At 64.0% G+C, this 12,913-nt stretch carries 15 protein-coding genes and 1 pseudogene; 5 read left to right on the forward strand and 11 right to left on the reverse strand.

Features of this window, described 5'->3' with window-relative positions:
- The first annotated feature begins 21 nt into the window (after positions 1-21).
- Both ASD25_RS30735 and ASD25_RS30740 read left to right on the forward strand, forming a co-directional pair.
- Entirely contained in the window at positions 22-387 is a 366-nt protein-coding gene (locus ASD25_RS30735; RefSeq protein ID WP_156389443.1) for a hypothetical protein, read from the forward strand.
- Between the two features lie 101 nt (positions 388-488).
- The gene (locus ASD25_RS30740; protein ID WP_156389444.1) at positions 489-752 is read left to right on the forward strand and encodes a hypothetical protein; all 264 of its coding nucleotides are present in this window, start codon (positions 489-491) and stop codon (positions 750-752) included.
- A 17-nt stretch (positions 753-769) separates the two neighbouring features.
- On the opposite strand, the gene ASD25_RS31070 is transcribed toward ASD25_RS30740, so the two are convergent.
- Positions 770-1,186: a BLUF domain-containing protein gene (locus ASD25_RS31070; protein WP_056621049.1), complete on the reverse strand. Its 417-nt coding sequence runs from the start codon at positions 1,184-1,186 to the stop codon at positions 770-772.
- Positions 1,187-1,508: 322 nt separating this feature from the next.
- Here ASD25_RS31070 and ASD25_RS23675 point away from each other — a divergent pair, with 322 nt between their 5' ends.
- Positions 1,509-2,306 (forward strand): M48 family metallopeptidase, encoded by a 798-nt coding sequence (locus tag ASD25_RS23675; RefSeq protein WP_056621051.1) that lies wholly within the window; start codon positions 1,509-1,511, stop codon positions 2,304-2,306.
- Here ASD25_RS23675 and ASD25_RS23680 read toward each other — a convergent pair.
- From ASD25_RS23680 to ASD25_RS23700, 5 genes are all read right to left on the reverse strand, one after another.
- Entirely contained in the window at positions 2,303-2,707 is a 405-nt protein-coding gene (locus ASD25_RS23680) for a hypothetical protein (RefSeq protein WP_156389445.1), read from the reverse strand. The genes ASD25_RS23675 and ASD25_RS23680 overlap by 4 nt on opposite strands.
- Positions 2,708-3,433: 726 nt before the next feature.
- A complete protein-coding gene (locus ASD25_RS23685; RefSeq protein WP_056621055.1) occupies positions 3,434-4,180 on the reverse strand; it encodes an SDR family oxidoreductase in 747 nt (248 codons plus the stop codon).
- Positions 4,177-4,692 (reverse strand): cupin domain-containing protein, encoded by a 516-nt coding sequence (locus ASD25_RS23690; RefSeq protein WP_235562856.1) that lies wholly within the window; start codon positions 4,690-4,692, stop codon positions 4,177-4,179. Before ASD25_RS23690 ends, ASD25_RS23685 begins: the two co-directional genes overlap by 4 nt.
- The gene (locus ASD25_RS23695) at positions 4,689-5,768 is read right to left on the reverse strand and encodes an alpha/beta hydrolase (RefSeq protein ID WP_200943701.1); all 1,080 of its coding nucleotides are present in this window, start codon (positions 5,766-5,768) and stop codon (positions 4,689-4,691) included. The genes ASD25_RS23690 and ASD25_RS23695 overlap by 4 nt, the downstream gene beginning before the upstream one ends.
- A gap of 14 nt (positions 5,769-5,782) precedes the next feature.
- On the reverse strand, positions 5,783-6,991 hold the full coding sequence (locus tag ASD25_RS23700; RefSeq protein WP_056621058.1) for an MFS transporter: 1,209 nt from the start codon (positions 6,989-6,991) through the stop codon (positions 5,783-5,785).
- Positions 6,992-7,111: 120 nt separating this feature from the next.
- On the opposite strand from ASD25_RS23700, the gene ASD25_RS23705 reads away from it, so the two are divergent.
- The gene (locus ASD25_RS23705; RefSeq protein WP_056621061.1) at positions 7,112-8,008 is read left to right on the forward strand and encodes a LysR family transcriptional regulator; all 897 of its coding nucleotides are present in this window, start codon (positions 7,112-7,114) and stop codon (positions 8,006-8,008) included.
- 79 nt (positions 8,009-8,087) lie between these two features.
- Here ASD25_RS23705 and ASD25_RS23710 read toward each other — a convergent pair whose 3' ends face one another.
- On the reverse strand, positions 8,088-8,981 hold the full coding sequence (locus tag ASD25_RS23710) for a LysR family transcriptional regulator (protein WP_056621062.1): 894 nt from the start codon (positions 8,979-8,981) through the stop codon (positions 8,088-8,090).
- A gap of 174 nt (positions 8,982-9,155) precedes the next feature.
- Between ASD25_RS23710 and ASD25_RS32395 the strand changes: the two genes are divergently transcribed.
- The gene (locus ASD25_RS32395; RefSeq protein WP_235562857.1) at positions 9,156-9,818 is read left to right on the forward strand and encodes an alpha/beta hydrolase; all 663 of its coding nucleotides are present in this window, start codon (positions 9,156-9,158) and stop codon (positions 9,816-9,818) included.
- A gap of 565 nt (positions 9,819-10,383) precedes the next feature.
- Here the strand turns inward: ASD25_RS32395 and ASD25_RS32400 are convergent.
- The 4 genes and pseudogenes from ASD25_RS32400 to ASD25_RS29785 form a co-directional block, all read right to left on the reverse strand.
- Positions 10,384-11,220: pseudogene (locus ASD25_RS32400) on the reverse strand (recombinase family protein); the annotation flags it as partial.
- A complete protein-coding gene (locus ASD25_RS29780) occupies positions 11,207-11,635 on the reverse strand; it encodes a DUF2924 domain-containing protein (RefSeq protein ID WP_082572592.1) in 429 nt (142 codons plus the stop codon). The pseudogene ASD25_RS32400 and the gene ASD25_RS29780, both read right to left, overlap by 14 nt.
- A gap of 187 nt (positions 11,636-11,822) precedes the next feature.
- Positions 11,823-12,731, reverse strand: coding sequence for an ROK family protein (locus ASD25_RS23725; protein ID WP_056621068.1), 909 nt, complete (start codon positions 12,729-12,731; stop codon positions 11,823-11,825).
- A gap of 18 nt (positions 12,732-12,749) precedes the next feature.
- Complete coding sequence (locus tag ASD25_RS29785; protein ID WP_082572594.1) at positions 12,750-12,902, reverse strand: SDR family oxidoreductase; 153 nt, start codon at positions 12,900-12,902, stop codon at positions 12,750-12,752.
- Between the last annotated feature and the right edge of the window lie 11 nt (positions 12,903-12,913).

Raw genomic sequence — 12,913 nt, forward strand, 5'->3', positions numbered from 1 at the left:
GGAACGCTTCGTACAAGCAGCGTGACAAAACCTCTGCACACGAACCTTGTTTGCATCAAGGTCGTTGCCTGGTTGCGACGCAAGATGTCCGAAAGGCATGAAACTGATGTAACCGGGCATCTGCCCCCTCCCACGCCCGACGATACGGGTTCCCGGGGCGGGCGGATGATGCGCGGGATAGCCGCCGCTTGTCCGACAGACAGATCCATCGGCGTCGATATAGCCGAAAGCACCCCGACGCCCCCGCCGAATCCAGGGCGCAGTTTTATCGGCGCCGTCGCTGAAATCCTTTATGAAAACTTAACAATCATCGCTGCATGGCGTTCGCCAACCTCGCTCAACGGCTTTACCAAGGCGATAATTGCGGCGCTCAGTTATCGGTTCTGAGGTACATCCGGCAGAAATAACCTTTTGTTGCCAACAAGATACAACCAACACCAACAATGGCCATTTTAGCGGCTGATCGGCAACCGTGTTACCCGTTCGCCATGCAGCTTTATCTTGAAACCCTGCGGTCGGGGGGACCGGTTTATTCTGTCGAGCCGACTGCACGCGGGTTTTCCATCACCCGCCGCCAAACGGCTGATCCTGCGGATTTCAACTGGCTGGCCTCTGGCGTTATGGAAGCTGCGGGCGAAGCGTTTGTCGCCCTGCCCGAGCTTGACCAGGATTCGAATTATTTCCGGGTCCACATCACCGTTTGCGAGAAAGACCCGAGCTCGCTCCATGACGCTCACGACGACTTGCCCTAGGCTGACGGCAGGGCACGTCATCTAGAAGGTTGATCACCACTTACGAGGCGCAGAAGCGCGGCCGTGGCATCCACCGGCGAAGTCCGGCACTCGTTAATCAAGGTCCGCAGATCATCTGCGATGTCTGGTGTTACACGGGCGCTCTTCATCGACCAGCTTCCGAACAGTCGAGCAGCGACTCTGCTTCGGGCAAGAACGATCAGATCCTTGTGCCTGCGATCGGTCTCCAGCCGCCGCAACAATGCGTCCAGGGCGTCGGGTCGGCCTTCCAGCACCTGGAGGAACCAACCCTCACTGATGGCCAGAGCTCCGGTGACGCCGTCCCGGTCATTGTTGCGCTGGGACACGCTGAGGATGTCGGCGATCATCACGAGCGAGTCGGTCGGGACCGCGGCCGTGCTGCAGTAGACAAGCCGCTCCAGGTTTTCGGTCACGTGATCCTCCTCAACCCGTGCGTAAGTCTCGCATAACGGTGACGTTCCAAGAGCTGGACAAATAGGTCGCTGACTGCGCCAGAGTGCTGCATGGCTTACGACGACGCCCCGATCTATCCGCTGCTTGGTTTCACGGCAGGCATCCTTGAAGGGGCGGTGGCCTTGAGGTTCGACTTCGCGACTTGCAAGGCGGACTATGCGTCGGGGAAGAGCGAGAGCCAGCAGTTCGTCATGACCCCGGAGGCCGCAATCGAGATCGGCAAAGCGCTCCAGGACCGTGGCGTTTTGGCGCTTGGTGCAGCACCTACGCTGAGGCCCACTGATGGGCGTCGTCCGCATCGGCCAGACCGAGGTCGCCTACGAGCTTCGGCGTTCCGCCACCGCCTCGGAGCGACGGATCACGGTCACGCCCGGCCATGTGGAAGTGCTGGCCCTGACGACCGACGACGAGGCCGAGATCGACGCCTTCCTGACCCGCAAGCGGCAGTGGCTGTTCAACACCCTTCGCGAACTTGAGGCCAGGACCGCCAAGCGCGCCGTGGTGCCCCGGTTCATGACCGGTTCGAAGATTCCGTATCGTGGCCGGATGGCTCGCCTGACCGTGCGGCGCCACGACGGTCCCCATGTCGAGATCGACTACCGCAACGGCTTTCTCGTCGATCTTCCGTCATGGGTGCGCGACGAGGACCTGGACGGCATCGTCGCCACCGAGATCAAGCTCTGGCTCAAACGGCGGGTGCGCCGCGACGTGATGGAGATCGCGGCGGCCTACCGGAAGCGGTTTGACCTGAAGCCGCGCACGATCCGGGTCGCCGACATGAAGACCGGCTGGGGGTCATGCGGGCCGACCGGCGCGGTGCTGATCAACTGGACGCTCGTGCTCGCGCCAAAGGCGGTGCTGGAATATGTCGTGGCCCACGAACTGGCCCACCTGAAGGTGCGTTCGCACGGGCCGGAGTTCTGGGCGTATCTCGCGACGCTGATGCCGGACCACGAGCGGCCCAAAGGCTGGCTTGACAAGCACCAAGGATCGCTTGACCCGGGTTTTCTGCAGTTCGCCCCGGCGGTCCCCTCCGATTGCAAAGGAAGACCATCCAAACGGACGCTTCGTCCCACTTAAAGATCCAACGCACTCCTGCCGGCGATGCGCGCCATGTCCGGCCCGAAATCTGCGAGGTCCCGGTAGAGGTCAGTACCGTTGATATTCACGGCATGATGATCGTGGCCTTTGCCGGTCACCTCGGTCATCACGGCGTGCAGCGTGGTCGCCGGCATGTAGATGGCTGAAAAACCCATCCGCTTGTAAAGCGCCATCCGGCTGGGGCTCCAGAATTCCTCGGGTTCGTCGAAGAAGCCATACCCTACGCCCTCAATCGCGTTCGACGAGTAGAGCAGTCGCTCGCGCGCCTTCTCGCTCTTCACCGAGATGACCACATTTGTTGGCGCGCATGGCACGAGAATGTCGCCAAAGGCCTTGTGGGCTCGCATCCTGCCTTCGTTCAGTAGGATGTGGCCCGGCATCTTCCACACAGGCCAGCCCGCCCCGGGTCCGGCGGGCGCGGGCTCCATCCTTGCTACCCCAGCGGACACGAGCGCCTCGCTGCAGAGCATCTCCATGACGCCGCCACCATCGCTGCAATGCTTCAGGGGCTCGTACTTGAACGAAGGTCCCTTTTTCGGGTGCTGAACGAGGAAGGCGTCTGCGCGTTGGCTGAATCGATTTGAGCCCCCAGAGTCAGCTCGCACAGGTGCACGGTCGCCCTGGTCGTCGTGGGGACGTTTGTGTGTGGCGCCATTTGGGTAACAAGGCACGGACACCGCGCAATCAGGCGCCTCAACAAGGCGACATTGGTCGTAGGCGGTGGCGTCGGCCGGGCGTTCAGCCCGGGGGACAATGGGCCGAAACCCGTGCGCAGATTGGACAGCAGGGAGGCGCCCGCGGCGCCGCTTACGCCCAACGCGTGGACGACCAGAGCCCAGTCTCCAGTGATGGGCTGCATCGGGCAGTAGGGGTGCTGGCAGAACATCCCTGACCTTGGCCCGGACGGGCCAACGCTGGCAATGTGTCCCACCATCCGCGCTCACGCACGCAAGCGATGTTCCCGTCCCGTTCGCGAAATGCGCATAATCGGCATTCCTAGAACCGAAGGTCTGCTCGTGACCTCTCTGCGGCGGTTTGGCAGGTCCGCTCTCGGAGTACGGCATTGGGTGGTCCCGCGACTAACCGGCAACGCCTACTTTTGAAGCTCACAGTTCCTGGGCTGTCGGCCTGAAAAGGATCTCGTTGATGCCGACGTCCTCCGGTTCGTTGATGGCGAAGGCGACCAATCGGGCCAGCGTTTCCGCAGGTACGCCGACCGCGCCGACATAGTCCTGATTGGCCTGCTGGACGTCCTTCTCACTGATATGGTCGAGCAGTTCGGTCTTGACCGCGCCGGGCGAGATAATCGTGGTTCGGATGTTATGGGGGGCCATCTCCTGACGCAGGCCTTCGGACAGGGCGCGCACCGCGAACTTCGTCGCGGAATAGACGGCGGAGCCGCCGAACAGCTTATGTCCCGCCACCGACGAGACGTTGATGATGTGACCGGATTTCTGCGCGATCATGTGAGGGAGCGCAGCGGCGATGCCGTAGAGCACGCCCTTAAGGTTGACGTCGATCATCTGGTCCCACTCGTCGACCTTTACCCGTTCCAGGGGAGACAGCGGCATGATGCCGGCGTTGTTGAGGAGCACATCGATCCGCCCGTAGGCTGTGATCGCCGCCTCGGCCAGACGTTGCAGGTCGTCCCGCTTCGTGACGTCCGTCTCCACGGCGATGGCCTTGCCGCCGGCTTCGGTGATCTCGCTTACCAATGCCTCGATGCGGTCGGTGCGCCGAGCGCCGAGAACAACGGCCGCGCCTTTGGCGGCTAGGTGACGAGCAGCGGCGGCACCCATGCCGCTGGATGCGCCGGTGATTACGATGGTCTTGCCTGCGATGTTGTCGCTCATTGGTCTGCCTCTGCTTCGGTGGCCGACGGACCGGCCAGATATTGTTCGTCGGTCACATGCTCCATCCAGGTCACAGGCGATCCGTTCTGGCTTTCCTGAATGGCGATGTGGGTCATCGCTTCGTGCGGCGTCGCCCCGTGCCAGTGCTTGTGTTCAGGCGGGCACCACAGGACGTCGCCCGCGTGAAACTCGAGCTTCGGGCCGCCCTCGATCTGCGTCCAACCGACACCCTCGGTGACGATCAGGGTCTGACCGAGCGGATGGACGTGCCAGGCGGTGCGTGCGCCGGGCTCGAAGTGGACGATTGCTCCGCTCACGCGGGACGGGGCCTCGCGCTGGAACTGGCCAGTGATCGTGACCCGGCCGGTGAAGTATTCGGCGGGACCGTCAACGGTTTTCAGATCAGCCTTGCGGGTGATTTCCATAATCGGACCCCTGTGTTGCGCGTTTGCAGGAGCGGCGAGTAGGGCGAGCGCGGCCAAGGCCGCGCCTGCGGCTTGTGAGATGATCATGCCGTCAATGCTCCATTGAAGAACCCGGTCAGCCGATCGAACGGAATGAGCTCAACCCGGTCATACAGGTCGATGTGGCGGGCACCGGGGACGACGATCAGTTCGCTGCGCGGCGCCTGCTGGTGGATGGTCTCGCTCATGTAGCGGCTGTGCGCTTGGTCGCCGGTGATCACGAGCACCGGGCGTGGCGCGAGGTCGGCAAGGTGGCGCATCTGGCCGAAGTTGATGTGCGACATGCCGCTGGTGAGGGTGAACCCGCCGATCGACCGCGGATGATGGCCGCGCGCCTCGACGTAGTATTCCCAGAACTCGCGCGTGATCGGGTCAGGACCCGTGGCAGGCATGGTCGCCGGGAAGGTCGGCTGAAGTTGTGGGGAGCCCCGATCGACGTCGGCCCAACGTTGCGCGGCGAGGTCCTCCAGCGACTTGCGACGGTCTGCCTCGCTGGCGCTGTCTTCCCAGCCGTTCCGCATGACCCGGCTGATGTCGTACAAGGCGCTGGTCGCCACGGCCTTGATGCGGGTGTCGACAGCGGCTTGGCTGAGGGCGAAGCCGCCGCTGCCGCAGATGCCGATGACACCAATCCGGTCGCGATCCACCTCGGGCAGCGTCCCGAGGAAATCGGCGCCAGCGCTGAAGTCTTCGGCGAACAGTTCAGGCGAGGTTACGTGGCGCGGCTCACCGCCACTTTGGCCATTGTAGGAGGGGTCGAACGCCACGGCGACGAAGCCGCGCTTCGCCATCTCCTGAGCATAGATGCCGGCGCCCTGTTCCTTGACGCCGCCGTGGGGCGGGCCGACGACCAGCGCGCGGTGCTTTGTCGAGGTGTTCAGGTTCTTCGCCCGGTAGAGGTCGCCCGCGATCTCGATGCCGTAGCGGTTGCGATAACGGACGGGGGTCCGCGTCACATCGGCGGACAGAGGGAAGGTATAGCCGTCGTCTTGAAGAGGCATGATGACGCTCCGGTCGGTGGAATGGGTGGCCTGCGCGAACAGCGGCTGCGGCAGGAGGGTGGCGGCGAGGCCCGCGCCCAGAAGAGTCCGGCGCGTGCTGACGAGATTGGGTCTGTCGGTCATGACGATCCTTTGGGTCAGGTCGAGGGGATGGAGAGTGAGGTAGGCTTGAGAAGGCGACGGCCATTGCCGGTCAGGCCCACCGCTGCGACGGCCAGAGCCACGCTGCCCACGAAGGTTGCGGTGATCGAAAGCTGGTCGAGCAGCAGTCCGCCGATAACTGCCCCGAGGAGGATCGAGGCTTGGATGGCCGCGACCATCAGACTGCCGGCGGCTTCAGGCGCGTCGTCGGCATTCTGGGACATCCAAGTCATCCAGATCACCGACATGGCCGTGTTCATCGCGCCCCAGAGGGCCAGGAAGAGACCGGCCGCCACAGCTGAGCCGCCAAGGAACAGGAGGGCCAGGGTGCAGCCGCCCATCAGCAGGGCGGGCAAGCGCAGGAGCGGGCCTACATTGCCTTTGAGGAAGCGGCCCGAGGCCCAGGTGCCGATGAAGCCGGCGCAGCCCAGCACGAGCAGGAGGACCGACAGCAGGGTGACGTCCGCCCCCGTGACGCGCTCGAGGAACGGCCGCAGGTAGGTGAACATCGTGAAGGCTGAGCCCCACGACAGCATCGACGCCACAAGGCCGGTCAGAAAATAGCGTCGCTTCAGCAGCTCGATCATCACGCCGAGACCCTGCGCCTGACGTGCGGGCAGAGAGGGCAGCGCCATCACGAGCCAGACCAAGTTGATGGCGACGAGCGGAGTCAGCGCCCAGAACACCTCGCGCCAGCCGAACAGACCCCCGAGATAGCTGCCGATCGGCGCGGCGAAGGCGGCGGCGATGGCTTGTCCGCCATACATCAGTGACAAGGCGCGCGGCACGTCAGCGGCGGGGACCAGACGCATGATGACGGCGGTGGCCAAGGCCCAGAAGCCGCCGATGGAGACGCCCAGCAGGGCGCGGCCGACCATGAGGACAGAGAAGTTCGGCGCGGCGGCGACCAGCACCAGCGACGCCAGCATGGCGGCGGTCATGCCGACGAGGACCCATTTTCGGTTCAACCTGCCGGCAGCGGTGGTGATGATCATGCTGGCCGCGACCGCGAACAGGCCGCTGATCGAAATGGCTTGCCCCGTCTGTCCGACCGCCGCGCCGAGGCCCTCGGCCATGGGCGTCAGCAGGCTGACCGGCATGAACTCCGACGCGATCAGCAGAGCAACGCAGAGCGCCATCGACAGCACCGCGCCCCAGGCCGCGACTGGCGTCTGTTCTGCATCGCTCAGGGTCATCGCCTGCATCGTTCACACTCCTCGGGATCGTTGGAGGCGAAGTTAGAGGCCGGGCGACAAAACGATTAGCCATCCAGATCGGCATGAACTAATCGATCAGGACGAATAATCCGGAGGGAAGCGACAGCAATGCCGGCACCTGATCTGAACCAGTTGACGTGGTTCCAGGCCGTCGCCGAGGAGCGCAGCTTCACAAAGGCGGCGGCCCGGATCGGGGTAGCGCAGTCGACGCTCAGCCATGCGATCCGGCAGCTGGAGACCCGAATGGGCGTCCGGCTTCTGACACGCACGACACGCAGCGTCGCCCCCACGGCCGCCGGTGAACGGTTGTTGCAGACGATCACGCCCCGGATTGCCGAGATCCAGGAGGAGATCGCGCAGCTCACCAGCTTCGGCGAGAAGCCTGCCGGCTCGATCCGGCTGACCCTGTCGGATCACGCGCTGGAGAGTGTTGTCTGGCCGAAACTGAAGCCGGTGCTTAGCGCCTATCCCGACATCAGGGTCGAACTGGTCCTCGACAGCACCTTCCGCAACATCGTGGAGGAGCGCTTCGACGCGGGGGTGCGGCTGGGCGAGAGCGTCGAGAAGGACATGATCGCGGTGCGGATCGGACCGGACTGGCGGCTCGTGGCGGTCGCCTCACCCGCCTATTTCGCCGAGCGGGGCAAACCCGAGCATCCGCAGGACCTGATCCGGCACCGATGCATCAACATGCGCCATGAGACTTTCGGAGGGCTCTACGCTTGGGAGTTCGAAAAGGACGGGCAGGCGCTGCGCGTGCGGGTGGACGGCCAACTGACCTTCAACAACTCCTACGCCATGATAGACGCGGCCGTGAGCGGGCTCGGCGTTGCGTATGTGCCGGAAGACATCGTTGCAGCGAAGATTGAGTCAGGCGCTCTTGAACTGGCCCTCGACGACTGGTCGCCGCTGTTTGACGGCTATTTCCTCTACTACCCTAGCCGCCGGCACAATCTTCCGGCGTTCCAAGTGATCGTCGACGCCTTGCGGTTTCACAATCGCTGACGGCGCATTGTCGGGACGGCCCCGTATTCGCTTCTGCGCGTTCCCGACCCCGGGCGAAGGTGACCGTCAGTGGGCAGATCTATGCCCGATAACGAAGTGCTTCGACAAACAGGCCGAAGGCCCGCGCTGGCTGTCTCCGGCTTGGATAGTAGAGGTGATAGCCGGACGACGGAGGCGACCAGTCTGCGAGAACGCGCACCAAGCGCCCGACGGCGATATCTTCGCGAACGAGGTCTTCCGGGAGATAAGCGAGACCAACCCCAGTCAGGGCCATGTAGTGGCTCAGGCTGATGGTGTTGGCAGCGACCGGCCCGTCCGTCCGAACCTTCAGCTCCCGACCGTCCTTTGCGAACGGCCACGGCCACAAGCCCCCGGAAGTGGGTAGGCGAAGGTTGATACAGGCATGTGCCATAAGGTCGTGCGGCGTCACGAGTGGAGGGTGCGCCGCCAGGTACGCGGGTGAACCCACTACGGCCATGTCGAAATCCGGACCGATCCGGACGGCGATCATGTCTTGGTCAACCGACTCGCCCAGCCGAACCCCTGCATCGAATCGCTCAGCGACAATGTCCGTCAGCCGGTAGTCGTTGATGATCTCGACCTTCAGACCCGGATAGTCTGGCAACAGCTTGGCTAGTGCAGGAGCCAGGATCGTCATCGAGGCATGCTCCACCGAGGTGACCCGTATGCTTCCAGTTGGTTTGCCCCTCTGGTCGCTGAGCGCATCGAGGCTGTCGTCGAGACTGCGAAGCGCAGGAGACAGGGTCGCCAGTAGGCGCTCCCCGGCCTCGGTAGGGGCGACGCTACGGGTCGTCCGCACGAGAAGCGGCATGCCCAGGCTCTTTTCGAGCCGCCTGACGATCTGACTAAGCGCCGACTGGGACATCCCCATCTTTGCGGCCGCTTTGGTGAAGCTGCGCTCTTCTGCGACCACCACGAAGGCGGTCAGGTCAGCCATTTGCTCGCGCTTCATTCAGTTCTCCCTGTAATAAGTCCATGCAGAACTCAGCATCTAATCGCTGGCGTCCGCAAGCCCTACCTTGGTCTCGGAGGCGACTGAGCGAGCGCCTCGATCACAAGGGCGACCGGTATGCGAACTGAAACGAGCAAGTCAGCCGAAGTCAGCATGCCCCGTCGGAGGCTGCTGATGACCGGGGCGGTCGTCGCCGCGTCATCGGCCTTGCCGGGATGGGCCGCAGCCGCCGCCCGCACCCTGACACCCCAAGAAACAGGAGCGCCGACCATGCGCAGCGTGGAGTTCGACAACAACGGGATCACCATGGCGGGAAACATCTACTTCCCAGCTGGCTTCGACCAAGCTCGCCGGTATCCGGCGATTATCAGCATCCACCCCGGTGGTGGCGTGAAGGAACAGACGGCGGGGCTTTACGCGCAGCGTCTGGCCGAACAGGGGTTCGTCACGCTTGCATTTGACGCATCCCACCAAGGCGCGAGCGGCGGGATGCCGCGCTTCCTCGATGACCCGATGCGGCGGGTGGGGGACGTTTACAGCGCGGTCGATTACCTGACGACGCTGCCCTACATCGACGCCGGTCGGATCGGGGCGCTCGGCATCTGCGCGGGCAGCGGAGCCGCCATCAAGGCGTCGTCCACAGAACGCCGGATCAAGGCTGTCGCCACGGTCAGCGCGGTCGATGTCGGAGCTGCGAGCCGAAAAGGCTGGGACGGCAAGGGGAAGGCTTCGGACCAGATTGCGGGCCTCGAAGCGGCGGCTGCTCAACGCACCGCCGAGGCGGCGGGGGCGGCTCCCGTCTACGTCCCCTATCATGAGCCGCTCGAAGTCGCTTGATCGCATCCAGCCTTACGGCCTTGGCCTTGATGCCCGCTGTGGCTTCGCGATCTTCGAACCAGGTTCTGCCACCGCGCAATTTCATGCGGACCGGTATGGAGATGCGGACGTGGTTCAGGCGCGAAGTCTCGGCCACAACCCTGTCGCCCAATTGTAGCCTGGCCTCCAACTCGTTGACGTCCCTCAAACTCGCGTTGAGACGCCTGAGCTCGCTGAGCCTGAGAACCGCCTGGACCGCGTCGCTGTGAACCTCGACCCGCGTCACCACCTCTCTCAACATGCTCGTCGAGACTATTTCAGAATCCACGCCAGTCAGATCGATCAGCCGTCGACGAACCAGATCGTCCAACGGCCGACAGGGCACCCGCGTGAGCGAGTCGGTCGGTCCCGCGCCCGCCAGGCCAAGCGTGAGCTTGGGCGCTACGTAGTAGCCGTAGAGCCGGCCCTTTCGCCGGGCGAAGACCGGCTTCATGCCCTGTCCCAACCCATCAAAAAGCCGACCCTGCAGCGGCGCCCGTTCCAAGTCCGGAGCCCGTCGCTTCCAAGCCGCACTTCGATGACTGAGAAGCGCCTGGACGGCGTCGAATGTGGCACGATCAACGATAGCCTCGTGGCGGCCCTCGTAGGTCGTGCCCTTGTGGCAGATGAGCCCGAGGTAGGTCTTGTTCTGGAGGAGGTGACGCAGGGCGCCGCGACTGAACGGCACGCCTGCCCTCACAGCACCGCCGCGCGTTCGCCGGGACTTTGACCGGACGCCGTCTTCCATCAGCTGCTGCTGGAGGTCGTAAAACGACCGGCACTGTATGAGCCGCTCGAAGATCGAGCGCACCGCGACGGCCTCGGCCTCGTTCACCCGTAGTCTTCGATCACCAGAGTCGTCCGGCGGATCGTAGCCGAGCGGCACGACCCCACCCATCCACATCCCCTTGGCCTTGGAGGCCGCGATCTTGTCGCGGATCCGCTCGCCGGTCACGTCGCGTTCGAACTGAGCGAAAGACAGAAGGACGTTGAGCGTCAGTCGGCCCATTGAACTGTTGGTGTTGAACGCCTGGGTTACGCTCACGAATGCGACGCCCTGTTTGTCGAGCCGCTCCAGGATGCGAGCGAAGTCGGCCAACGATCGGGTCAGTCGATCAACCTTGTAGACGACGACGGCATCGATGAGTTTCGCACCAATGTCGGCTAGAAGCCTCTCGAGGCCGGGCCGTGCCATGCTGGCGCCAGAAAACCCGCCGTCCTCGTATCGCTGCCGAACAACCCTCCACCCCTCCCCGCCTTGGGACTTGATATAGGCTTCGCAGTATTCTCGCTGTGCGTGGAGCGAGTTGAAGGACTGGTTCAGCCCCTCCTCCGAGCTCTTACGTGTGTAGACGGCGCAACGGACCCGATTACGGTGCTCCATGGTCGGCACCTGTTCGAAGGCCAAAGAAGCGCGGCCCGTTCCAGCGCACCCCGGTGATCTCGCGCGCGATGGCGGAGAGGCTTCGATACTGGCGCTCGCGATATCGGAACCCGTCGCGTTCGGCGACCACCTCATGGATCACGCCGAGATATTCACGCGCGACACGGCTGCCTTCCTTGAGAGTTTGAAGGGTCGGCAGCGAGGCCGATTTTAAACGCCTTCGATCATCCCAAGTGAGGTCGCCGTATTCGGCGGCCTGAAGACGCCACGCGATCAAATGGCGGAGAAGGCGCGAGGATCGCAGCGCGTGGGGTGGTAGCCCCCATCGCTTTCGCCACTCAGCACGAAGCTCCACCAGCGGCATCGTCTCAAGGCGGACCAGAAACGACTCCAGCTCATCGTTGGCAGGCGTCATCACACTCTCCCGAGGGGGCAGAGGCACTTCGTTCTGACGACTAAACTATCACAAATGTCCAGTCATAAAATCCATATTTTGCAGATACTTACACTACAAAACTGGAGACTAGTTGTCGGATGACTGCCTGCACCGCCACCGACCGCCCGCTGCCGTCCTCCGGCGTCAGACCTTTCATCAAGACCTGTCAGATCGCTTGAGTCACCGCATCCTGCGCCAGCGCGATTGCGCCGAGCGGACCCGCGCGATCGCCGAGGGCCGGGGCTGTCACGAACCCGGTGTCGGCGTCGGTGACGCCTTGAGCCACGCCGTATCCGCCAAGGCTTTCGACAAGCGCCGACCGCACGCGCGGAAGCAGGAAGGGCCGTCCGCTGACCACGCCCCCGCCCATCAGGATTCTCTGCGGCGCGACGGTCAGGACGAGATTGTGCAGGAGCGCCCCCAAGGCGTGCACCACCTCGTCCCACGCCGGGTCGGAGGCCTCGAGTTGATCCCCCGGCCGACCTGCCCTCGCCTGGATGGCCGGCCCGGACGCCAGACCTTCGACGCAGTCGCCGTGAAAGGGACAGACCCCGGCCCAGCTCTGACCCGCCATGCGCGGAATGCGCAGATGCCCGGCCTCGGAATGGCCGAGACCGCGAACGGTCAGGCCGCGAACCACGGATCCGACGCCGACGCCGGTTCCGACGGTAATGTAGGCATAGCTGTCCAGACCACGCGCCCCGCCCCAACGCCCTTCGGCCAGCGCCGCGCCGTTGACGTCCGTGTCGAACCCGATCGACACGCCGAACGTTCGAAGCGGCGCCAGAATATCCGCTCCGCTCCAGAGCGGCTTGGACGTATTGACGATGCAACCGTACTGCGCTGACCGCGGATCGAGCTCCAGCGGCCCGAAACTGGCCACGCCGATGGCGGCGAACCCATGGTGCGCATGCCAGCGCGCCAGCACCTCACGGATCGCGGCGAGGGTTTCAGCCGGCGTGGTGGTGTCGATCCGGACCTGCTCCCGGATATCGTCGGGTCCGGACGCCAGCAGACAGACACATTTGGTGCCTCCCAGTTCGACGCCGGCCAGCAACGGCTGTTCCACTGACATCAAGTCCCCTTCAGTCCGTCACCAGCAGGAGGTGTAGCCGCCGTCCACGACCACCACGTCGCCGGTCATCAGACTGGCGGCGTCCGAGGCCAGGAACAACACCGCCGAAGCGACTTCCTCCGGCTCGCCCGGCCGCTCCATCGGCGTGGAATCGATCCACCGCTTGTACATCGGCGCGTCCC

The organism is Brevundimonas sp. Root1423, assembly GCF_001426805.1.

Bases quoted from the DNA above. Each gene is read 5' to 3' on its own strand.
- ASD25_RS23690 (WP_235562856.1), bottom strand. From the start codon at position 4,692: ATGATCATCTCACAAGCCGCAGGCGCGGCCTTGGCCGCGCTCGCCCTA.
- ASD25_RS23685 (WP_056621055.1), bottom strand. From the start codon at position 4,180: ATGAGCGACAACATCGCAGGCAAGACCATCGTAATCACCGGCGCATCC.
- ASD25_RS29780 (WP_082572592.1), bottom strand. From the start codon at position 11,635: ATGACGCCTGCCAACGATGAGCTGGAGTCGTTTCTGGTCCGCCTTGAG.
- ASD25_RS32395 (WP_235562857.1), top strand. From the start codon at position 9,156: ATGACCGGGGCGGTCGTCGCCGCGTCATCGGCCTTGCCGGGATGGGCC.
- ASD25_RS23725 (WP_056621068.1), bottom strand. From the start codon at position 12,731: ATGTCAGTGGAACAGCCGTTGCTGGCCGGCGTCGAACTGGGAGGCACC.
- ASD25_RS23700 (WP_056621058.1), bottom strand. From the start codon at position 6,991: ATGCAGGCGATGACCCTGAGCGATGCAGAACAGACGCCAGTCGCGGCC.
- ASD25_RS23675 (WP_056621051.1), top strand. From the start codon at position 1,509: ATGGGCGTCGTCCGCATCGGCCAGACCGAGGTCGCCTACGAGCTTCGG.
- ASD25_RS23705 (WP_056621061.1), top strand. From the start codon at position 7,112: ATGCCGGCACCTGATCTGAACCAGTTGACGTGGTTCCAGGCCGTCGCC.
- ASD25_RS23710 (WP_056621062.1), bottom strand. From the start codon at position 8,981: ATGAAGCGCGAGCAAATGGCTGACCTGACCGCCTTCGTGGTGGTCGCA.
- ASD25_RS23680 (WP_156389445.1), bottom strand. From the start codon at position 2,707: ATGCCGGGCCACATCCTACTGAACGAAGGCAGGATGCGAGCCCACAAG.
- ASD25_RS29785 (WP_082572594.1), bottom strand. From the start codon at position 12,902: ATGTACAAGCGGTGGATCGATTCCACGCCGATGGAGCGGCCGGGCGAG.
- ASD25_RS23695 (WP_200943701.1), bottom strand. From the start codon at position 5,768: ATGACCGACAGACCCAATCTCGTCAGCACGCGCCGGACTCTTCTGGGC.
- ASD25_RS30740 (WP_156389444.1), top strand. From the start codon at position 489: ATGCAGCTTTATCTTGAAACCCTGCGGTCGGGGGGACCGGTTTATTCT.